Below are 21,205 nucleotides of genomic sequence, written 5' to 3' on the forward strand. Positions count from 1 at the left end.
CAAAGAGATTCATGGTCGTGTATGCCTAGTCGGACTGAGGCTCAATTGAAATGCAGTTTGGCGTACCGTTAGTTTGAGCTCAAGCAAAATGAAGAAGTCAAGCGCTATCAACCTATCATTTACAATTCTTATGAATGATTTGCATTAATGCGAAAAAAATATCGATCAAATTGATAAGAAAATAGAGACATGAGTAGTGCGAAAATTGTCGAAAAGAACGTTATATTCTGTTAATCGACTCATTTATGGACAATAGTCCCTAATGGATCATCAAATCCGGGAAGCGGTTGCTTTCAGATTTCAGTATCTTCTTGGAACCATGTTGTGCAATCCTTTGTTTGATAAGGGGTGACGGGGATCTGCCTGCGTCAGGTAAGTGAGTCTGTAGATAGAAAGCGGTTGCGGGGATAAAAATAATTTTTTTTGCCATATGATTCAGAAATGGGGTTGAAAGCGGTACCAACAATATTATCAAATGGTAAAAATAGTCGTTCTTGCTTAGGAAACATGAAGTCGAAAATGAGAAAGAAAGGCTAAGCGACACATGTCTTTCTTCCCTCATGATTTGCGGAAATCTGTGGCATACTAAAACTCGTAGTGTAAAAAGTTTCATATGTCCCTTTCAACGGGAGATCACGCATACGAAATGATTAGAACCTCCTCATTAAGGTTGTATTTGAAGTCGAAGTATAGCAATCTAAAACTTGCGGGGGCAGCAAGTGGATGAATGGAGGATTGCCAATGAACGCTATCAATCTGGAGCAAAAGCAAATACGTCTGAAGTTGTTCTTGCAGCGAATATCCGAAGATGAATCGTTGTGTCAGCAGAAATCTTCTACAGACACTTCTCGTTCTATGACGGAATTGCTGCTGATGTCAGGCTACGGATCCTGGAATGAATCCATTGATCTGGCGCGGCTCATGACGCTTCTGTTAAGGAAGAGAGGCACGGAAGGCTGTTCGGAAGCAATGATGGAGCATATTTTGAATGGCGGGACGATTGATGGTTTTTTGCAAGGCTAGCTCTAGCGGTAACGGTTGCATCGTAGGCAATCGGAGTTTTGGATGCTTTTTTTATGCCAAAAAGGTCGCGAAATGAATAATAAATATATCATAAATCTCTAATTGAATAATGAAAATGAGAGTTGCATGCGAAGGTTATGGAATGGAGCTTGGCTCCAGACCATTGGAGGTGGCCAGATGGAATTAAAACAATATTGGATCATTATCAAGAAAAGATTGTTGTTGATAGGTTTGTTGATTGCGGTTAGTTGTCTGAGCGTCGGCCTCTATTCCAGTTATTATGCCAAGCCGCAATATCAAGCCTCCGCGAAGCTGATCGTCAATCAGTACAAGGCAAGCGGCTCTCTGCTGTCCAGCATCGATATTGGCGCAATTAATTCGACGATCGGGCTGATTAAAACATACAAAGAGATCATTAGAACGCCGCGCATGATGAAGAAAGTAGTCGAAGCTTACCCGGAATTGGACGTCACGTATAAGGAACTCATCGGAATGGTCAGCGTCAGCTCGGTTAACGAGACGCAGGTGATGTCGATAACTGTCAGGGCAGAATCTTACCGGAAGGCGGCGAATGTCGCCAATGCAGTCGCCATCGTATTCCAGGAATCGGTGCCGATGCTGATGAAGGTCGATAACGTCTCCATTATGGATCAGGCTAACCCGCTTGAGCAGCAAGGTCCAGTATCGCCGAATCTGAGCATGAATTTGACGGTTGCCTTTATGCTGGCGTTCATGCTAGGAATCGGACTTTCCTTCCTGCTGGAATACCTGGACGATACGGTGAAGACGGAGGAAGACATCGAGACGCTCCTCCGGGTTCCGGTGCTGAGCGTAGTACCGCTCTTCAAGGAAAGTGATTCAAGTAGCGGCGCTCGCAACGCCGCAGTGATAACAGGGAGGGAGAACAATGTCACGCTTGATGCCTAAGTGGAATCTGATTACGCAGCTGAATCCATTCTCTCCGATATCGGAAGCGTACCGGATGCTGCGTACCAATATCGAATTCTCAACGATTAACCAGAAGCTGCAAGTGATTATGGTCACCTCATCCAAGCCTGGCGAAGGAAAGAGCACCACCTGCGCGAATATGGCCGTCGCCTTCGCTCAGGCGAACAAGAGGGTGCTCTTGATTGATGCGGATCTGCGCAAGCCGACGCAGCATTATCTATTCGGCACGTCCAACCGCAATGGGCTGACGACGGCATTATTTAACCAGAAGCCGCTAAGCGATATCGTACAGCATACGATTACCGACAATCTGTTCATCATGCATGCGGGGCCAACACCCCCTAATCCATCTGAGCTGCTATCCTCGGTGCAACTGACCGAACTGATCCAGGAAGCCAGACGCGATTATGAGGTCGTAATCATCGACACGCCTCCGATTCTATCCGTGACAGACGCGCAAATCGTGGCCACACGCAGCGACGGTGCTGTGCTGATTGTGGATTCGGGACAAGTGTCGAAGGACCTCGTGCTGAAATCGAAGGCGTCCCTGGAGCATGTCAACGCCAAGCTGCTCGGCGTCGTGCTGAACAATGTCAATCGCCGACAGGCAGATTCCTACTCTTACTACTATACCGAAGTGAAATAACCTATCGGTAGAAGCGCAGCCTCCTAAGCGGGCTGGATATAGGTAATGCCTCCTGCACCTCTATCACTGGAGGCACTCGGCCATGCTGTGGGCATGCGGCCTTAGACGTTAATCGTCAAGGGTGTGGCGTGAGGAGGGGTTAGATGCCCGATGAATGTGAGTGTTATGCCAAATTTTGAAGGGAAGGGTGAGTTCTAATGAAAAAGGTGACTAAGGCCATTATCCCGGCTGCCGGGCTTGGTACACGGTTCTTGCCGGCTACGAAGGCGATGCCGAAGGAAATGCTCCCAATCGTGGATAAACCGACGATCCAGTACATTGTTGAGGAAGCGATCGAATCCGGCATCGAAGATATTATCGTCGTGACAGGAAAAGGCAAGCGCGCAATCGAGGATCACTTCGATATCGCATTCGAGCTTGAGCACACGCTTCAGGAGCGCGGCAAGCTGAGTACGCTGGAGAAGGTCAGAAAGTCATCCAACGTCAATCTGCACTATATACGCCAGAAGGAAGCGAAAGGTCTCGGCCATGCGGTATGGTGCGCCCGCAGCTTTATCGGCAACGAGCCGTTCGCCGTGCTGCTGGGAGACGACATCGTGGAGTCGGACATTCCGTGCACGAAGCAGCTGATTCAGCAATACGAGCACACGGGCCGATCTGTTATTGGTGTGCAGACGGTCGGAGTGGATCAGACGCATCGTTACGGCATTGTTGATCCCGGTGAGCGGATCGACAATCTGTATCAAGTGAACTGCTTCGTCGAGAAGCCCCCGCTTGGACAAGCTCCGTCCAATCTGGCGATTATGGGACGTTATGTACTCACCCCTGACATATTCCGCTATTTGGGTGAACATAACATCGGGGCCGGTGGAGAAATTCAGCTAACCGACGCCATTCAACAGCTGAATGTAGAGCAAGGCGTGTACGCCTACGACTTCCAGGGCGTTCGTTACGATGTTGGCGAGCAGCTGGGATTCATATTGACGACCATCAACTTCGCTCTCCGGAATCAGGAGCTCCGGTATCCACTTATGACTGAACTCGAAGAACTCATGGGACGTGAGATCAGCAGACAATTGATTACGGGAAGGAGTGAGTGACAATGGCACCTCCACCTTATAGAGACGAAGCGGTATGGAATGGCTCCGGCTACTATTCGCAACCGAAGCATACGGGAATGCGACAGGGAGCAATGCTGTATAACAGTGCGAAACGGATGATGGATATTGCCGGATCGCTAATCGGATTGCTGTTGCTCAGCCCGATTATCGTGATGGTCGCCGTTCTGATTAAGCTGGAGGAGCCCAGAGGGCCTATTCTCTTCTATCAGACTCGGATTGGCAAAAATGAAAAGCCGTTCCGCATGTACAAGCTGCGCTCCATGGCGGTAAATGCGGAGGAGAAGCTAAAGGATCTGCTGGATCAAAATGAAATCAGCGGAGCTATGTTCAAGATGAAAGACGATCCGCGCATTACGAAGGTAGGCAAATGGATACGCAAAACGAGTATTGACGAGTTGCCGCAGCTGTTCAATGTGTTGCGGGGCGACATGTCGCTCGTCGGTCCAAGACCGCCGCTTCTACGAGAGGTTGCGGAATATAGCGAATATGACAAGCTGAGGCTCAGCGTTACGCCGGGTTGCACAGGCATGTGGCAAGTAAGCGGTCGCAACAGTCTGACGTTCAAGCAAATGGTAGAGCTGGACATTGCCTATATTCAAAAGCGGTGCTTGTGGCTGGATATTAAGATTATGCTGAAAACCGTAAAGGTGATGATTACCCCCCAGGATGCATTCTAGCAAGTGAAGTGGAGGAGGAGAGAATGGCAAGAGTACTTCATCTGTCGGAGTTCACCAAAGGCGGCATCGAGACGCATCTGAATGAAGTACTGGGCTATCAAAGCTCTGTGCACGATGTCTACCTGATGGTGTCCGAGCAGAATTCCAGCCGAGAGACGCTCTGCATCAGTCCGGAACGCTTAATCGTGTATCCTTACAAGCGAAAGCCGATGCACATGCTGAAGGCGATGAGCGCTATGGCCAGAGTCATGAAGGAACTGAAGCCTGATATCGTGCATGTGCATGGAACGTTCGCCGGGCTATTCGCCAGAGGGATGCTCCTGTTCCGACGGCAACGGCCCGCCATCGTATATTGCGCGCATGGCTGGTCCTTCCTGATGGACACTTCACCATGGAAGAAACGTCTGTACGCGCTGGCCGAGCGCATACTGGAGTGCCGTTCGGATGCCATCATCCATATTTCCCGACATGAGCAGCGGATGGCGTTAGCGTACGGCTTGTCCGCGCGCAAATCGGTCGTGGTGTACAATGGCGTGTCGGAACGGAAGCCGTCTGATGTCGAGGATCCTCCAATCGAGACGACCCCCTCTTGCTTGAACCTTCTGTATGTCGGGCGTTTCGACCGCCAGAAAGGGTTCGACCGCCTATTGGACTTGTTCCGGCAGCACGATTTCCCGAACGTGAAGCTATATCTGATCGGGGATACCGTGCTGAAGGCGCAGACGTATGACTTCCCTGACAACGCTGTCCGGCTAGGATGGGTGGACAATTCCAAGATTGACCGTTATATGAGCGCCTGCGATGCGGTGATCGTTCCCTCGCGCTGGGAAGGCTTCGGCATTGTGGCGGTAGAAGCCCTGCGCAATGGCAAGCCGGTTATCGCCAGCAGGCGTGGAGCGCTTCCGGAAATCGTCGAGCATGACGTCAACGGTTATTTATTCGATTTCGATGATACGGAGCAACTGGCAGCGATCATTCGCGGGATGGACAAGAATAGACTGGAGGAGATGGGACGTGCCGGCAGAGACATCTTCCTCGGGAAATTTCATGCGGATGGGATGAACGGACGGATCGAAAGCCTGTACCGGGACGTTCTGATCGGAAGAAGGGGACGCCATGCTTCCGCTGAGGGGAAATATGTCTAGTATTGCGGCGCGAAAGCAAGGGATGGAGCATTCTTTTCTCGCGGTGTATTTTGTGCTGCTGCTCCTGCTCACCGTCTATCAGGACTTTCCGCTAGTTACAATGATCGGGGAAATTGGCCGAACGCCTATCTTGGTACTGCTTCCGGTTTTCGTGTTCTGCGAGGTTGCGCTGCTGGTCAAGCATAAAGCGATCAAGGGCGGCACGCGGCTGCAAGCGTATGTTTTCGCCTTCATTATTTATTTGAGCGTCATCAGTCTTGTATACATCCTGGTTCATTATTTGTTCGGTCAATACAGCTTCGGATCGGAAGCGCTGCTGGCCAAAGGCGTCAAGGTGCTGATCTATTTCATACTGATTCTGTTGTATATCCGCCATGTGCAGTTGGTGCTTGCCAAGCTTGGGAACGGTCGCACGATTGGTCTGTGCTTTCTCACCGCCGTCACCTGTCTGTTCGGGATCATGGTTGTTGAGCTGGCCACTATGCCTAACGCTCTGACATTTCTTCACTCAGGGGATCAACCGTACTGGCGGGTGAGATTGCTGACGTCGGAGAGCAGTACGACGGGCTCCATCATTGTCGTATTTACCGCGATTCTGATTTACTTGGCACGCTACTTCAGTACACCTGCGGCACAATGGCTGGCAACTGGATATGCGGCGGCTTTCTTTTTCTTCTACATGTCTGTAACCGGCTCCAAAGGGTTTCTGATCATTATTATGCTGACTCTCGTTGTCACGATGGCGAAATTTCTGGACTTCAGGAAGAAACGGAACTTTGTGCTGGTGCTTGCGGCCGTAGCGATGATGTATGTGTTTATTGCGCAGTTCGCTGCTGAGCTTCTCGGCTCTTTCAGCAATGATATTGAGAACTACACTTCATCTTACACGCGGATGGGAACGATACTGATTGCGGTACTGACGGTGTTGCATCACCCGCTTGGCGTCGGCACGGGAGCCTATCCCATTTACTTCAATCAATATATGGGAGACTCGATCAGCCTAATGTCCGGCATGTATTACGACGCATTAGGCGTCAGCCAGATCAATGTGAGCGAGCTGCTTCGCTATTCCGAATCGACCAAGAACCTGGGCGTCAAGTCCGGATTCTTTCAATGGTTTATGTTTGGCGGCTTGTTCGCTGTCGTTTTCTTCTATTTGATCACAAGGAATTTGATCGCAAAGGCTAAAGCCAGTTTGATCATGTTTGTAGCACTCGTATTCATTTTGTTCTCTCTGCTGCTTGTCTCTTTGGAGATCAAATACGAAATTTGGCTTCTGTTCGCCTTTATCAGCATGTGTATGGGGCGGAACGACTATGTCGGGAACATCAATGAACGGTGATATTTATGCCGTGAGGAAGGTTTGAAGAGGTTGATGAAAATACTCGTCGTGTGCAGCGACTTTCCTTATCCTGCCGATCATGGAGGCAGAGTGGATACCTGGGGCAGGATCCGAGCGCTTGCCGAGCTGGGCTGGCGAATCGATCTGGCGGTCTGCGGCAAGCAGGCGCCTTCAGCTGCGGACAGGGAAGCCGCAAGTGCCTATGTGAACCGCATCCTATTCCGCGAGCGGACCAGCAAGCTGACGGACTTGCTGCACAAGCTTCCGATGCAAGTCCAATCCCGCGTAGGGCTGCGGCGCATGGAGCTGGAAGGCGGATACGATTATGTGCTGCTGGAAGGCGATTACGTCTACCCCATACTGGAGCATCCCGCCATATCCCCGGCAAGCGCGATATTACGGGTCCACAATGACGAAGCGGCCTACTTCAAGGCGTTGGCCCGCAGTGCGGGCAATCCGGCTCACAAGCTCTATTACTATATAGAGTCTCTGAAGTTCGCCGGATTGCAGGAGAGGATGCGCCGAAAGGTAGACAACTATCTGTTCATCTCCAGCAAGGAATACGACCGCTTCCGGGAACGGGACCCTAGAACCATCAGCCGCTTCCTGCCGCCGCCGACCACTCGGGAGGTGTTCAAACCGGGGACATTCCATCGGGGGCATGTCGTATTCATCGGCTCATTGTTCATGCCGAACAATCGCGAGGCGATCCAGTGGTACTTGACTCATGTCCATCCCAAGCTGCGAGGCGAGCCGGGGTACCGCTTCATTGTAGCGGGCAATACACGCGGGAGAGGATTGGACTGGCTGAAGGGCGCCGATCTGATAGATGTCGAGGTGCATGACACGCCGGAAAGTCTGGACGACATATACGAACAAGGCTATCTGTTCGTCAATCCGATGCGGAACGGGGCCGGCGTCAAGCTGAAGACGATCGAAGCGATTCAAAACGGTCTCCCGGTCGTATCGACTTCGGTCGGCTGCGAAGGCACGGGACTGGTCGACGGAGAGCATATTCTTGTGGCGGACAGCCCGGAAGCGTTCTGCGACAGAATCAGATTGCTGCTTCGCGATCCCGGGATGGCTGGGAAGCTGCTTGAATCGTCTCAGCTATTCATTCGGACCTGTTATAACCATAAGGAAGTGCTGAAGGAGTTCTTTCAATCCCTTGGTTCCCCAATATCTCATGAGTGGAGTGCTTCGGATGCGCAAGATTCGCAACAGAAAAATCAACGTCATGTTTGTGACACACGCGGATAAGAAAGGCGGAGCCGAGCAAAGTCTTATTCACTTGATCAATTATCTGAATACGGCGCAGTATCGGATCTTCCTGATCTGTCCGGGCGAAGCGTCTTATCTGCCGGAGATTCGGGCGGAATACGAGCATATTCCAATGCGCCTGGAGAGTGTGAAGAGACGGCTCGGTCTCGACTATGTCGCGACGGTATGGCGAATTCGGGAGCTGGTCAGGAAGAACCGAATCGATATCGTTCACGCCAATGGTTGGCGTGCGCCGTGGTATGCCGCGCCTCTGAAGTTCTTCGCGCGCTGCAAGCTGGTATGGCATCACCGGGATTGCATGCAGCAGCGCATGTATGATCAAGTACTGCCGCGGTTCATGGACCGTGTCATCTGCATCTCGCAATTCGTGGCGGACTCCATTCAAGGCGTCAATAAGACCGTTATTTACAACGGTATCGATCCGAAGCTGGCACTGACGCCGAAGAGCAGGAAGTTCAAGGAGGACGGCAAGCTTGTCGTAGGCATCTTCGGCAGGATCGTGGAGTGGAAGAGGTATCATCTTGTCATCGATGCTGTTCATCTGCTCGCGCAAAGTGGAAAGCTGGATTGGAAGCTGCTGATCGTCGGCGATGTGTCCGTGGACGGCTCGGAAGCGTACTACTCCGATCTAATTCAGCGGGCGATCGATTACGGCCTGGAGCATCATGTGGAATTCTACGGGTACAGCAGCAAGCCGATCGAGCTGATGAAAGCATGCGATCTGACAATCAACTTCTCCAGCAACGAGCCGTTCGGGCGGGTCATTATCGAATCGATGCTTGCAGAGACGCCGGTTATCGTAGCCGATTCCGGCGGAGCTCCCGAGATTATCCGCCGTACGCAAGGCGGAATTGTTGTGAAGGATGGGGACGTGGAAGCGCTTAGTCAAGCCATTAATAGCTTCGATGACGGTGCGTTCGACAGCGAGGAGATGGGCAATCGTGGTTACCGCAGCGTGATGAAGGAATTCCATATGAACCCCATCGCCCGTCAGGTGGAGGACACTTATTGTTCTCTGCTGGAGCAACCGGTCGCGTCGGAGAAGCCAGACGCGGTAAGGAGAGCGGCACAGTGAAAGGTGCGGTGAGCGTCGCACTGATCATGCTGCATGATCAGTGCGCTGCACTGGTGGACCAGTGAGTCGCACCGTCGTGTTTGTACGAAAAATCGTACAAAACCTCAGGAATGATGCGCCGCAGCGGTGTGTTTGTACGAAAAATCGTACAAAACCTCAGGAATGATGCGCCGCAGCGGTGTGTTTGTACGAAAAATCGTACAAAATCCCTGGAAAGGTGCTCGGCGCCGTCGTGTTTGTACGAAAAATCGTACAAAACCTCTGGAAAGGTGAGCCGCGCCGGTGCATTTGTACGAAAAATCGTACAAAACCTCTGGAATGATGCGCCGCAGCGGTGTGTTTGTACGAAAAATCGTACAAAATCCCTGGAAAGGTGCTCCGCCCCGGTGCATTTGTACGAAAAATCGTACAAAATCCCTGGAAAGGTGCTCGGCGCCGTCGTGTTTGTACGAAAAATGCATACAAACCCCCGAAGTAGCGGTGAATCTCAGATGAGGGAAAGTGTGCTTGAAGTGTCTAGAACGCGTCAATGTGGTCATTAGGCGATGAACGGTTGCTTTTTCTAACTGGGGCATAGGGTGGAGCGTCTAGGTAGCCATGTTGAGCGATGAACGGTTACTTTTTCGTGCTGGTACGGAATGGGACTGCGAGGTGGTACAGGATAACGCTGTGAGTTGGCACGGAATATCGTACAAATTACATTTTACTGAACAGAAGGGAAGCGGACTTGTGAAAGTATGGATGTGGCCGAAATCAAGCCCGTTGAACAGGTACAACGATCTATTGTCGGATTCATTGGGTGAAGCGGGCATTGAGGTTATGGATCTGGAGCACGGCAGACTGATGCTGAAGATCGGCAGAGCGAAGCCCGGGGATACGATCCATATCCATTGGATTCATCATGCTTATCAGCACAGCAACCTGCTTGTGTTTGCGTTTAAGTCGCTCATTCTGATCTTGACGATGCTTTATTTGCGGTTGTGGAACATCGGATTGGTCTGGACGATTCACAACCTGTATCCGCATCAGATGAAATATGCCCGCCTGGAACGTTGGATGCGCTCGCTTATATGCCGTATGTGCACAGGGATGATCGTCGCCTCCGAATCGATCAAGCGCAAAGCCGTCAAGGAGTTCGGCGTTCCACCCGCCAAGCTCCATGTTGTCAAGCACGGACACTATCTGGACGTATATAAGCCGCAAGGCATCTGTGTCCGCAAGCAGTACGGCATCGATGAGAAGGCAGACGTGTTCCTATTCATGGGCGCGATCAAAGCCTATAAGGGCGTCGAAGATCTGATCGAGGCGTTCAATGCGATGAAGACCAGGGACACGCACTTGATTATTGCGGGCAAAGCAGATGAGGAGCAGGAGCGGTATTTGCGCCGGATGGAAGATGCCGACAATATCGTACTGCGGCTTGGCTTCGTTCCGAATGAGGAAGTGGCTGACCTGGTTCGCGCCGCGGACGCGCTGGTGTTGCCTTACAAGGAAATCACAACTTCGGGTTCGGCGATTCTGGGACTGTCGTTCCAGAAGCTCGTCGTCATGCCGGACAATGAATTCGTGAATGAATATTTCCGGGAGGGCATGGTCGTGACCTACGATCCGGCGAAGCCCGGGGCATTGGACAATGCGCTTATGACTGCGCGCAGTGCCAAATACGGACAGCGGACATCTCGCTACGAGGAAGCGCTCAGGGAGCTGGACTGGAGCGTAATTGCGCAGCAGACGAAACGGGTGTATCGAACTCGGGCTGTATAGAGTGTGATTGCGCAATCGACGAAACGGGTGTATCGAACTCGGGCAGTATAGAGTGTGGTCGCGCAGCAGACGAAACGGGTGTATCGAACTCGGGTTGTATAGAGTGTGGTCGCGCAGAAGACGAAGCGAGTGTGTCGAGCTCGGGCTGCGGGTGTACCGGGTCGTATAGAGGAAGATAGTCACCGGCATCACAAGTTGCAAGTTACGAAGGACGGGGATGAATGGATGAAAGCAACGGTAGCCGTCTGTACCCATAACCGGGCGGAGGATACGAGGGAGGCGGTTCAGAGCGTGCTGGACGGCAGCTATCGCGGTGACGATCTGGAGATCATCGTCGTCGATAACGGTTCGACGGACGCTACACCCGAGGTCATCGGAGCGCTATGCGACAGGCATGGTTCCCGGGTGCGTTATGCGTACGAGCAGCGTCTGGGACTGTCGGTCGCCCGCAATCGGGCGATTCGCGAGGCGAGAGGAGACTACATTTTATTCCTGGACGATGACGCCCTTGCGTCCCGGGAATGGGTGGAGGAGATCCTGCATGTATTCGAGAGCGATAACAGCATCGGCTGCGTCGGAGGACGAATCGATCCCATCTGGGAAGCGGGGGAGCCGGCATGGATACCGGATGAGCACCGTTCTGTGTTTACGATTCTGGACTTTGCGGATTCGATTACGGAGATGGAAGCGCCCGCGATTCCATACGGTGCGAATGTCGCCTTTCGGACAAGCGCGTTAATGGAAGGGCAGTTATTCCGGGAGGATCTGGGACGGGTCGGCAGCAAGCTGCTGTCCAGTGAGGAGAGCGAGCTGATCGCCAGATTGCGCCGGAAGCATAAGGTTGTCTACACGCCTCACGGTTCCGTCAGGCACAAAATCGCCAAGACGCGTACCACGAGAAAATGGTTTCTTAGGCGCATTTTTTGGCAAGGCGTCAGCGACGCGGTAAAACGCGGGGACCGAAGCGCTTGGGCGATGGCCAAGCATATTATTCGCATGCTGCAGGCCATTATGGCGACGCTGCCCGCGGTTTTCCGCCCCAAGGCATTCATCCGGCAGGTGAGCAACATCTGCTACCGCAACGGGACGCTTGTCGGAATTGTTCGGTATGGCGGGAAGGGTTGACGGCAGATGGCGCAAATCGCATTGAGCAAAGTATGGAGAAGCGGTGGACTTGCCGGCACGATCTTGCGCACCAGCGCCACCAACCTGCTCGTGATGGTGCTGAGCACGCTGACTTCGATCGCATCGGCGCGCATGTTCGGCGTCGTCGGGAAGGGAGAGTTCTCGGCCATTCTATACTGGCCGACTCTGTTGGCCGGGCTCGTGTCATTCGGGCTGCCGACTTCACTGATCTACAATTTAAAAAATAATCGGGGCAGCAGCGCAGACTTCATACGGGCAGGCTTTCTATTCCAGCTTCCTGTCGTACTTGTGACGGGGGCAGTGGCATGGGCATGGATGCCTTCCTGGCTGGCGAATTATCCCGGCGAGGTCGTGGCAACCGCAAGATGGTACGCGGTTGCCATGCTGCCGATCTTGCTCGCGATCAATCTTCTGGCCGCTCTAGCGCAAAGCACGGGCCGATTCCAGACATACAATGGTTTGCGGCTGTCCGTACCGTTGTTCAACTTCATCGGTCTGACCGCGTTATGGGCTGCGGGTCATCCGTCGCTGTCCGCAGCGGCGGCTGTCTTCCTCGCCACAAGCGCGGCGGTCGTCGTCTGGACATTCTACAGTCTGCGGGACTCGCTGGCTATCAACTGGCTGAAGGGGCTAGGCAACCGGCTGGCGGCCAAGGCGCTGCTTGGGTACGGCAGCAGGGTGTTCGGCGTGGAGCTGCTCGGGACGTTATACGCCCAATTCGACAAGCTCATTATTCTGACGATGCTTTCAGCCAGAGAGTTAGGGTTGTATACGGTCGTCTATGCGCTGTCGCGTGTGTTCAACGTTGTGCAGATGGCGATTACGAATGTTGTGTTTCCGAAAGTGACGGGTCAGGACAAAAGCGTCATCATCGCCACGGTCGGCCGGGCGTTCCGGCTCTCGATGCTGTTCATGGCGATAGCGGCGGTTCCTTGCATGCTGATTGGCCGATATCTCATGGGCATCTTGTTCGGAGAGGCGTTCCTGGAAGCCAGCTCCGCCTTCTATCTGCTGTCGGTAGAATGCATGATTGGCGGCGGATCATGGATTCTCGCATCCGCATTCAACGCGATGGGAAGGCCGGGGCTCGTACTGATCAGACAGGTGATTGCTCTGGCGGCGACGATCGGGCTGTTCTTCCTGCTAGTGCCGCCGTATGGGCTTAACGGCATCGCGTTGGCGCTGTTAATCGGCTCGTTCATCCGGTTGGGGGTCACGCTTCTGGCCATGCGTATGACATTTCGGGAGCGGCTGTCGACCCTGCTGTTTGACCGAACGGACTTCCGCTTTCTTCAGATGCGGATGCAAGAGAAAAAACGTCGCAAAGGAGCGAATGAACATGCAGATGGAACAAACTAAGGCGCCGCCAAAGCCATCAGCTTTGGGGCATGCAGCGGTGCAGGATTCGCCGGTCATGTGTCCGCCAAAGGAGGCGTCATGCGGGACGGCATCCGGGGCGCAAGCCGAAGAGCGGGCTGATTCGCAGGCGATGCAACTGCCGAAGGAGATGCAGAAGCGCAGCCGGCATCCGATGGACGAACTGAAGCTTCAGCTTAGCCGCATACTGACGGTTATTCCGAAGGGTTCGACCATTCAATATATCGATTATCCCGTTTATAACAACGGCGGCGATCTGTTGATTATGAAAGGGACGGAGGCTTTCTTCAAGGAGAATGACATTTCTATCCACGCGCGTTATAGCGTCCTGGACTTTCCGGTATCGCTAGCTGTTCCGCGAGATCATATCATTGTGCTGCAGGGCGGGGGCAATTTCGGTGACTTATATCCCGTACACCAGAAGCTTCGCGAGCGGGTCGTGGCCAGTTATCCGCATAATCGTATCGTTATTCTTCCGCAGACGATCTTCTATCGGGATGAGTCGGAGTTTCAGCAGACGGCCCGTATTTTCAACCGGCATCCCGATGTGCACTTATTCGTAAGGGACCCGTTATCTTACCAGGCGGCCAAGGAGCGGTTCCGGCAATGCGCGATCTATCTTTCTCCCGATATGGCCCATCAGCTCTGGCCGATTGTTCCGGCGAGCAAGCCGGGCAAGAGGCTGCTGCGGTTCCTCCGCACCGATATGGAGAAAACAACTGATCAGATCATGCTTGAAGGCGACGGATTCGGCGACTGTCTGGATTGGTGCTCGCTGTACAATCGTGTGGAACGTAAATCGATTTATTGGATTGGAGAAATGTTGAAGAAGCGGACAGGGCTGCTGCCGATGGGGACGATCTGGAGCAAGTACAGCGATTACTTGGTGGACAAGGCGGTCCGTCGCTTCAGCCAATATGAAGCGGTTCAGACGTCCAGGCTGCACGGACACATTCTGTCTTGCTTATTGGACAAGCCTAACACGCTGCTCGACAATTCATACGGCAAAAACTCCGGTTACTTTCATACGTGGACGAGCAATGTGCAGACAGCCCGCTTGGCGGGCTCCGAGGACACGCATTAGCGGCTGAGATGATTCGATAGGGAGGTATTCCAGATGAAAATGGTGTTGTTGTCGGGAGGATCGGGCAAGCGGCTGTGGCCGCTTTCCAATGATTCCAGATCCAAGCAATTTTTAAAGGTGCTACCGGATGCTGCGGGCAGTCCGGAATCCATGGTGAAGCGTGTATGGGGGCAGATCGGGGAGGCTGGACTGCGGCGGCATGCTTATATCGCGACTAGTCAGCCGCAGGTCGAGATGATTCAGAGCCAGCTTGGCAGCGAAGTGGAGATGATCGTGGAGCCGGAGCGAAGAGACACGTTCCCGGCTATCGCGCTGTCCGTCGCTTATTTGTACTCTGTGGAGGGCGTCGGTCTCAACGAGACCGTAGTGGTCATGCCGGTTGATCCCTATGTAGACACGTCGTTTTTCCATAAAGCAAAGGAACTGGAGTCTGTATTGGAGCATTCCGGAGCCGACTTGGCACTAATGGGCGTCAAGCCGACCTTTCCTTCTGAGAAGTACGGCTATATTGTGCCGGCGGAGGATGCTGTGCCGACCGATGGGGAGGCCATTCGGAATATCCCCGGGGAGATGTCTTATTACAACGTGAACAGCTTCAAGGAAAAGCCGGCCAGGGAAGAAGCGCTCCGGATGATGGAACAATCGGCGCTTTGGAATTGCGGCGTATTCGCCTTCAAGCTTGATTTCATGATCAACATTCTCATTGCTGGCGGCTATCCCATTCAATACAACGAGATGGTGAAGCGATATGACCAGCTCCCCAAGACCAGCTTCGATTACGAAATCGTAGAACGGTCCAATCGCATTGTGGCTATGCCATATGAAGGCGAGTGGAAGGATCTGGGGACATGGAACACGCTAACGGAGCAAATCGGCGATTCACTGATCGGCAAAGGGACGATTGCCGGGAATTCGGACAATACGCATGTCATTAACGAGCTTGACATTCCCATTACGCTTCTCAATTTGTCTAACGTGGTCGTAGCCGCAAGTCCTGACGGCATACTCGTATCCGACAAGGAAGCAAGTCCGATGATCAAAGAGATTATGAAGCATTCCGATCAGCGTCCGATGTACGAGGAGAGACGCTGGGGACGTTACCGGGTACTTGATTATTTGAAATATCCCGGCGGAACAGAAGTGCTGACCAAGCGCATATGTGTCAGTCCTTCGCAAAATCTGAGTTATCAGTACCATCAGCTAAGACGCGAAGTGTGGACGATTGTGTCCGGCGAGGGGGAGGTGGTGCAAGACGGCAGAGTGTTCCGGGTCAAAGCCGGCGATGTGCTGACCATTGAGAAGGAAAGCCGGCATAGTCTGCGCGCTGACAGCGAGATGGAAATCATCGAAGTGCAGACAGGAACGCAGCTGATTGAAGAAGATATTGTGCGCCTGGCTTACGATTGGAAGGAAATATTGGGCCTGTGCACCGCTTGAGGAAAAGGGAGGAAGAGGCATGAAAATCACAGTCATCGGGACCGGATACGTCGGACTCGTATCCGGCGTATGCTACGCGGAGATAGGCCATGAAGTCGTCTGTGTCGATAAGGATTCTGCCAAAATCGGCATGCTGCAAGCTGGCGAAATTCCGATCTATGAGCCGGGCCTGGAGAAGTTCATCGCCGGAGGGCGGCTTGCCGACAGACTATCATTCACGACCGATCTGCCCTCTTCCGTTCGGCGCTCCGAGCTCATCATTATTGCGGTTGGAACGCCTCCGCTGCCTAACGGCGAAGCCAATCTGAGCTATATCGACGGCGCTGCGCAAGAGATTGCGATGGCGATGGACGGGTACAAAATGATTGCCGTGAAAAGCACGGTTCCTGTCGGGACGAACGAGCGGCTTGCCGACATTATCCGCTCACGGACGGATGAGCCCTTCGACAGCATCTCGCTTCCGGAATTTCTGCGGGAGGGCACCGCCATCTACGACACGCTTCATCCGGACCGCATCGTCATTGGCGCCGAATCGGAAGCGGCGGCTCACAAGATGGTGGAATTGCATAGTCCGCTGACAGATCAATTGATGGTGACGGATATTCGAAGCGCAGAGATGATCAAATATGCATCAAACGCTTTTCTGGCTACCAAAATCTCGTTCATCAACGAAATCGCCAACATTTGCGAAAAGGTGGGAGCGGATGTGCTGCGGGTGGCGGAGGGTATGGGCCGCGACCGTCGTATCGGGCCGTCGTTCTTGAAAGCAGGCATCGGTTATGGAGGATCTTGCTTCCCTAAGGACACGAAAGCGCTGATTCAAATCGCGGGTCATGTCGATTACGAATTCAAACTGCTCCGTTCTGTCGTTGAAGTGAATCGCGATCAACGCTTCAGCGTGATTCGCAAGCTGGAGAAGTGCTTCGACGGGCAGCTGGCGGGAAAGACGGTAGCGGTATGGGGACTGGCGTTCAAGCCGAATACCGACGATGTGCGCGATACGCCTGCGCTTGAAATTATATCGCGTCTGCTTGACGCGGGCGTCCATGTCCAGGCCTATGATCCCGTAGCAACCGACAACTTCCGATTGCTGTTGGGGCGCGAAGGGGTGTCGTGGCACGGGAAGGCGATGGAAGCCGCATCGGGTGCCGATGCGCTGTGCGTGCTTACCGATTGGGAAGAATTCGCACAGGTGAATCTTGGGCAACTACAGGCGAGTATGAAACGTCCAATTTTGATCGACGGACGCAATGTGTTCGATGAGGAGAACATGCTGAATACCGGTTTTATGTATGATTCGATCGGGCGTCCTAGCCTGAAGCAAGGCATGAAGCAGCAGATGCCCGTTCTTCAATTCTAGCAATTGTAATCATAACCCTAATCGAAGAGGTGAAGAAGACATGATGAAAGTAAGCAAGTCGATTGCTGCGGCCACGCTCAGCGTCGCATTGCTTGGTGTATCTATGACTGGTCTGCCCCAATACGGCGGAGGACAAGTGATGCGCGGCTTCGCGGAAGTAGCCGGCGCTGCCGAAGCGGGATTGCCTTCAGGTGTATTCCTGAATCGGATGAACGAACTGCATAAAGCGTTGCGTGCAGGCGATCCAGCTGACGTACAGGATGTAAGGAATCTGCGCGACGAGATCGCAGCCTTGGATGTGGAGGCTAACCTGCATCTGCTGGATCCGGTGTGGGGCAAGATCAGCGCCAATCTTCCTGAGCACGCGGACGAGCAGGAGCTGAAGAGAAATTTGTTCCGCATAATAAAGGCTGTCGGCTCGTTCCGCTATGATCCGCAAGCTTCACAGCTGGAAGCCATTCGAACGAATCCGGAGTTTCGCGCGACATTGAAGACGATCGCCGCTGCGGGCGGCAATGCGAACATTACGATTGACGATTTCCTCGTCTTCCTGTTCGGCGACGGCGGAAGCCGAAGGGGGGTAGAGGGGACGATCGCCGATGAGCTTGCAGGGATGTCTTCCGTTCAGCTCATGAGCCTGCTTGGCGACGAGGAAGGCATTACGAACGTGCTACTGCAGGCGACAGAGAAGCTGCTCGCCCAAGTAGACGATTACACGTTCAGCGCAATATTATCTGAACTCGGCGTGACGGCACAGGATGTACGATCACTTGTAGGCCATTTCCAGGTGAAGCTTCAGAAGGATGTGCCTGCTATTCGTGCCATGACGGTTGCTTATATTCGGACAGCCGCCGAGACCGAAGTGGAAGTCAGTGATGGCGGCCGCCAGCACGAGTACCGGTTGAAGGTATTCTCGGTGGATATTCCATCACTTGTCGTGCTGTGGTCCAAAGAGTCGGGCAGTCCCGATGTGTCAGTAAGTTCGAACGGTATTGTGACGATCCCGGATGATGTGATGAGCGCATCTGCCGTTATCCAGGCCAGTCTTGTTAATCCATACGGCGGCTCGCCGAAGATGATCATCCGTGAGGAAGTGACGCTGACAGCCGGAGCCGGGGACGTATTCCCGGCGGGACCATTCATGGAACGAATGAACGAGCTGCGCGAAGCTCTGATGGCGGGCGATCCCGATGACGCTGAAGCAGTCAGGAAACTGCATGATGAATTAGCCGCACTCGACTTCCATAGGGATCACAGGCTAATCGACCCCATCTGGAAGCCGATCGCCCGGCATCTTCCCGATTCCGCGGATAAGGAGGAATTGAAGGAAGCGCTGTTCGATATGATTGTCGCCGTCGGATTATTCCGTACCGATCCGCAGGCTTCAGATCTGGATGCAATACGGACGAATCCAGACTATCAATCGGCGATTCAAACGCTGGCGGCTGCCGGCGGCGTCGAAGGCGTCTCTATAGACGATTTCCTCATCCTGTTGTTCGGAGCCGGTGAGGAACGCGGTGGTCTGGAAGGCGAGATACTGGATATTGTGGCAGATATGAATGCTACGGAGCTGACTAGGCTGCTGAGCAGCAAAGGCAAGCTGAACGATCTCATTATCGAAGCGCTGGAAGAGTTGATGGAAGAAGAAGATGACTATGCGCTTGTGAAGGCGCTGGACGAGCTGGGAGTGAAGTCGAAGGATATCCGTTCCACTGCTCTGGCGTTCCAGAGTAAGCTGAAGCATGAAGAGGAAGCGATGCAGGCATTGGCAGTGGCGTATATTCGTACCGATTCTGAGTCTTCGGTGAAAGTGTCGGCGAATGGCAGACAGCATCATTATTCACTGTCGGTGTACGGCATTGCTTTCCCGACCGGCTGGCTGAAGTGGTCCAAAGTATCCGGCGATGATGAGGTGAAGGTAGATCAGAAGGGCAAGGTGTCGATTCCGAATAACGTCGACTCCGGAACGGCTGTCATCCAGGCGGCTCTGTCGCTTCCATCCGACCGTTCGAGCAAGGTATTGTTCCAGCAGGAGGTCACGCTGGTGAACGGTGATGCGGGGAATGTGGAAGAGAATATTGCGAAGATTATGCAGCTATTGGAGGAGAAGCTGGACAAGATTCAGGACAAGCTGGAATCAGCCAAGCATGATCATCAGAAGATCAATCTTCTAATGGATGCTGTACGCGCCGGCAATGACGCTGCGAAAGAGCTGATCAAGCTTGAGCTGGAGCCTTCGAAGCTGACTGAACAGTTGAGCGTCGTGAAGGAGAAAGTCAATGAAACGGTCACCATGATTATTAACGACCTGCTGGAATTCTAAGCAAGCTGCAGCCGAACCCGTTCCTACGCGCATGGCGAGCGAACGGGTTCGATTCTTCTCTTCTGAAATGAAGTATAGAAAGGCGGTGCCAGTAAGATGGGGAAAAGAGGATCCCATACGAACCGACGGTCGCAAGCGGGCAATGCGAGTCCGATCATTATCGTCTTGTCGACGATGACGGTGACGTTATTGCTCGTGTGGGGCGGATTGTATTGGCAGGAGCAATCAGAGGACAAGTCGACCCTATATGCAAGCGAAGCAGATAACGAACCCATCGTGATGGTGGATCTGGACAAGCTGCAGCAGGTGAATGCGGAAGCGGAGAATCCCGGCTTGAGCAATAGCGGAGACTCAGAAGCCGAATCCTCCGAAGGGGAAGGCTTGAAAGAAGAAGTGGTACCTGTTGCAGATGACGAGAAGGCTGCGGCGGAAGACTCTACAGCTGGAACGGTCAAAAAGCCGACATCGCCGGAAGTGTCGGGTCAGCCTGGTTCGGAGCAGGACGATAAGCCTGCGACGAAGCCGACGCCTCAATCTTCTAGCCCAACGGAAAAACCGATCCCTAAACCAACGGAAAAACCAACGCCAGAACCATCGCCGGACGAGACAGGAGGGACGGATGAGACACCAATTGAACCAACGCCGACTCCTGTCGATAAAGCCGCATTATATGAAGCGGAGTTGATTGCCGTTCAAGCTGTCTGTGTGGAAGAGTTGAAGCAGGTGCTGCAGGAAGCGGAAGTCAGTATCGGAGAGGTGGATAAAAGGGATCCGGTAGCGGTACAAGCCTTGATCGTGGAGTTGACGAACAAGCTGCAATCTGCGCAGGATGGATGTGAGGCGCAATTCAACGAGGTGATCGATCAAGCGGAAAAGGATGGCGTATCGCAAGATACGATTAAAGAATGGGAGTCAACGTTCGACGAAATATTGGAACAGATCCACATCGAGACGGAATTAAAGCTTCAGGCGATGATGAACGCATGATTCAATCATCCTTGGAGGAGGTACGGTCACGAAGCACACGCTCAAGCAAATGGCGTATGAGGTCCAGATCGTCTTTCTCCAAGGGGACCCCGTCCCAATGAAGCTTATCTACGTTCAAGTATTCTTTGGCATTATGATTAATCTCGGCTGGAGGATCAGGGTAATCCGTTAGCCCCAATAGATAGTCGGCCGATGTCCGCAGCTTTCGGGCTATCGTCTGAATGGATTCAATAGTCGGCTGTCTATACCCGGATTCGTAGCCGGCGTAAGTGCTTTTTGCCACACCTACATAATCCGCTACTTCCTGCATGGTCAATTTCCTTTTTTTCCGCAGCTGCTTCAGTCGTTGACCAAACATGCTCATACAATCTCCCTCCAGACGCCTTCTCATCGAATATACCCATCCCACTGCTTCAATTCATTAAATGTCATTATATCATGATTACCAGTTACATGTACAAGTTAGTCA

At 52.9% G+C, this 21,205-nt stretch carries 18 protein-coding genes; 17 read left to right on the forward strand and 1 reads right to left on the reverse strand.

From position 1 onward, the window contains the following. The first annotated feature begins 741 nt into the window (after nucleotides 1-741). The 17 genes from ACFQ2I_RS02255 (at nucleotide 742) to ACFQ2I_RS02335 (ending at nucleotide 20,736) form a co-directional block, all read left to right on the forward strand. Nucleotides 742-1,023, forward strand: a complete 282-nt coding sequence (locus ACFQ2I_RS02255; protein ID WP_377561861.1) for a hypothetical protein — start codon at nucleotides 742-744, stop codon at nucleotides 1,021-1,023. Nucleotides 1,024-1,200: 177 nt separating this feature from the next. Beyond that, nucleotides 1,201-1,950, forward strand: a complete 750-nt coding sequence (locus ACFQ2I_RS02260; protein ID WP_377561862.1) for a YveK family protein — start codon at nucleotides 1,201-1,203, stop codon at nucleotides 1,948-1,950. Then, entirely contained in the window at nucleotides 1,931-2,617 is a 687-nt protein-coding gene (locus tag ACFQ2I_RS02265) for a CpsD/CapB family tyrosine-protein kinase (RefSeq protein ID WP_377561864.1), read from the forward strand. The genes ACFQ2I_RS02260 and ACFQ2I_RS02265 overlap by 20 nt, the downstream gene beginning before the upstream one ends. A gap of 197 nt (nucleotides 2,618-2,814) precedes the next feature. Beyond that, a complete protein-coding gene (gene galU, locus ACFQ2I_RS02270) occupies nucleotides 2,815-3,717 on the forward strand; it encodes a UTP--glucose-1-phosphate uridylyltransferase GalU (RefSeq protein WP_377561865.1) in 903 nt (300 codons plus the stop codon). Nucleotides 3,718-3,719: 2 nt separating this feature from the next. After that, nucleotides 3,720-4,415: a sugar transferase gene (locus ACFQ2I_RS02275; protein WP_377561866.1), complete on the forward strand. Its 696-nt coding sequence runs from the start codon at nucleotides 3,720-3,722 to the stop codon at nucleotides 4,413-4,415. Nucleotides 4,416-4,438: 23 nt separating this feature from the next. Continuing rightward, nucleotides 4,439-5,560: a glycosyltransferase gene (locus tag ACFQ2I_RS02280; RefSeq protein ID WP_377561867.1), complete on the forward strand. Its 1,122-nt coding sequence runs from the start codon at nucleotides 4,439-4,441 to the stop codon at nucleotides 5,558-5,560. Next, complete coding sequence (locus ACFQ2I_RS02285) at nucleotides 5,553-6,902, forward strand: hypothetical protein (RefSeq protein ID WP_377561868.1); 1,350 nt, start codon at nucleotides 5,553-5,555, stop codon at nucleotides 6,900-6,902. Before ACFQ2I_RS02280 ends, ACFQ2I_RS02285 begins: the two co-directional genes overlap by 8 nt. A 33-nt stretch (nucleotides 6,903-6,935) precedes the next feature. After that, nucleotides 6,936-8,162 carry a glycosyltransferase family 4 protein gene (locus ACFQ2I_RS02290; RefSeq protein WP_377561953.1) on the forward strand — a complete coding sequence of 409 codons (1,227 nt, stop codon included), beginning with the start codon at nucleotides 6,936-6,938 and terminating at the stop codon, nucleotides 8,160-8,162. Beyond that, the gene (locus ACFQ2I_RS02295) at nucleotides 8,107-9,258 is read left to right on the forward strand and encodes a glycosyltransferase family 4 protein (RefSeq protein ID WP_377561869.1); all 1,152 of its coding nucleotides are present in this window, start codon (nucleotides 8,107-8,109) and stop codon (nucleotides 9,256-9,258) included. The genes ACFQ2I_RS02290 and ACFQ2I_RS02295 overlap by 56 nt, the downstream gene beginning before the upstream one ends. A 729-nt stretch (nucleotides 9,259-9,987) precedes the next feature. Further along, nucleotides 9,988-11,022: a glycosyltransferase family 4 protein gene (locus tag ACFQ2I_RS02300; protein ID WP_377561870.1), complete on the forward strand. Its 1,035-nt coding sequence runs from the start codon at nucleotides 9,988-9,990 to the stop codon at nucleotides 11,020-11,022. Nucleotides 11,023-11,151: 129 nt separating this feature from the next. Then, nucleotides 11,152-12,147 (forward strand): glycosyltransferase family 2 protein, encoded by a 996-nt coding sequence (locus tag ACFQ2I_RS02305; protein ID WP_377561871.1) that lies wholly within the window; start codon nucleotides 11,152-11,154, stop codon nucleotides 12,145-12,147. Between the two features lie 6 nt (nucleotides 12,148-12,153). Beyond that, nucleotides 12,154-13,527 (forward strand): oligosaccharide flippase family protein, encoded by a 1,374-nt coding sequence (locus ACFQ2I_RS02310; RefSeq protein WP_377561872.1) that lies wholly within the window; start codon nucleotides 12,154-12,156, stop codon nucleotides 13,525-13,527. A gap of 148 nt (nucleotides 13,528-13,675) precedes the next feature. Next, entirely contained in the window at nucleotides 13,676-14,629 is a 954-nt protein-coding gene (locus tag ACFQ2I_RS02315; protein ID WP_377561955.1) for a polysaccharide pyruvyl transferase family protein, read from the forward strand. 33 nt (nucleotides 14,630-14,662) lie between these two features. After that, nucleotides 14,663-16,066, forward strand: coding sequence for a sugar phosphate nucleotidyltransferase (locus tag ACFQ2I_RS02320; RefSeq protein WP_377561873.1), 1,404 nt, complete (start codon nucleotides 14,663-14,665; stop codon nucleotides 16,064-16,066). A gap of 19 nt (nucleotides 16,067-16,085) precedes the next feature. Continuing rightward, nucleotides 16,086-17,426, forward strand: a complete 1,341-nt coding sequence (locus tag ACFQ2I_RS02325) for a UDP-glucose dehydrogenase family protein (protein ID WP_377561874.1) — start codon at nucleotides 16,086-16,088, stop codon at nucleotides 17,424-17,426. A gap of 40 nt (nucleotides 17,427-17,466) precedes the next feature. Further along, a complete protein-coding gene (locus ACFQ2I_RS02330) occupies nucleotides 17,467-19,749 on the forward strand; it encodes a hypothetical protein (RefSeq protein WP_377561875.1) in 2,283 nt (760 codons plus the stop codon). Nucleotides 19,750-19,845: 96 nt separating this feature from the next. Further along, on the forward strand, nucleotides 19,846-20,736 hold the full coding sequence (locus tag ACFQ2I_RS02335) for a hypothetical protein (RefSeq protein WP_377561876.1): 891 nt from the start codon (nucleotides 19,846-19,848) through the stop codon (nucleotides 20,734-20,736). A gap of 1 nt (nucleotide 20,737) precedes the next feature. On the opposite strand, the gene ACFQ2I_RS02340 is transcribed toward ACFQ2I_RS02335, so the two are convergent. Then, the gene (locus ACFQ2I_RS02340; RefSeq protein WP_377561877.1) at nucleotides 20,738-21,100 is read right to left on the reverse strand and encodes a helix-turn-helix domain-containing protein; all 363 of its coding nucleotides are present in this window, start codon (nucleotides 21,098-21,100) and stop codon (nucleotides 20,738-20,740) included. Nucleotides 21,101-21,205: the final 105 nt, after the last annotated feature.

It is taken from the genome of Paenibacillus chungangensis (assembly GCF_042675905.1).
GTDB lineage: Bacteria > Bacillota > Bacilli > Paenibacillales > Paenibacillaceae > Pristimantibacillus > Pristimantibacillus chungangensis.

Excerpts from the sequence above, each read along its gene's own strand:
- ACFQ2I_RS02255 (WP_377561861.1), top strand. The coding sequence starts at position 742 with ATGAACGCTATCAATCTGGAGCAAAAGCAAATACGTCTGAAGTTGTTC.
- ACFQ2I_RS02260 (WP_377561862.1), top strand. The coding sequence starts at position 1,201 with ATGGAATTAAAACAATATTGGATCATTATCAAGAAAAGATTGTTGTTG.
- ACFQ2I_RS02265 (WP_377561864.1), top strand. The coding sequence starts at position 1,931 with ATGTCACGCTTGATGCCTAAGTGGAATCTGATTACGCAGCTGAATCCA.
- galU (WP_377561865.1), top strand. The coding sequence starts at position 2,815 with ATGAAAAAGGTGACTAAGGCCATTATCCCGGCTGCCGGGCTTGGTACA.
- ACFQ2I_RS02275 (WP_377561866.1), top strand. The coding sequence starts at position 3,720 with ATGGCACCTCCACCTTATAGAGACGAAGCGGTATGGAATGGCTCCGGC.
- ACFQ2I_RS02280 (WP_377561867.1), top strand. The coding sequence starts at position 4,439 with ATGGCAAGAGTACTTCATCTGTCGGAGTTCACCAAAGGCGGCATCGAG.
- ACFQ2I_RS02285 (WP_377561868.1), top strand. The coding sequence starts at position 5,553 with ATGTCTAGTATTGCGGCGCGAAAGCAAGGGATGGAGCATTCTTTTCTC.
- ACFQ2I_RS02290 (WP_377561953.1), top strand. The coding sequence starts at position 6,936 with ATGAAAATACTCGTCGTGTGCAGCGACTTTCCTTATCCTGCCGATCAT.
- ACFQ2I_RS02295 (WP_377561869.1), top strand. The coding sequence starts at position 8,107 with ATGCGCAAGATTCGCAACAGAAAAATCAACGTCATGTTTGTGACACAC.
- ACFQ2I_RS02310 (WP_377561872.1), top strand. The coding sequence starts at position 12,154 with ATGGCGCAAATCGCATTGAGCAAAGTATGGAGAAGCGGTGGACTTGCC.
- ACFQ2I_RS02315 (WP_377561955.1), top strand. The coding sequence starts at position 13,676 with ATGCAGAAGCGCAGCCGGCATCCGATGGACGAACTGAAGCTTCAGCTT.
- ACFQ2I_RS02320 (WP_377561873.1), top strand. The coding sequence starts at position 14,663 with ATGAAAATGGTGTTGTTGTCGGGAGGATCGGGCAAGCGGCTGTGGCCG.
- ACFQ2I_RS02325 (WP_377561874.1), top strand. The coding sequence starts at position 16,086 with ATGAAAATCACAGTCATCGGGACCGGATACGTCGGACTCGTATCCGGC.
- ACFQ2I_RS02330 (WP_377561875.1), top strand. The coding sequence starts at position 17,467 with ATGATGAAAGTAAGCAAGTCGATTGCTGCGGCCACGCTCAGCGTCGCA.
- ACFQ2I_RS02335 (WP_377561876.1), top strand. The coding sequence starts at position 19,846 with ATGGGGAAAAGAGGATCCCATACGAACCGACGGTCGCAAGCGGGCAAT.
- ACFQ2I_RS02340 (WP_377561877.1), bottom strand. The coding sequence starts at position 21,100 with ATGAGCATGTTTGGTCAACGACTGAAGCAGCTGCGGAAAAAAAGGAAA.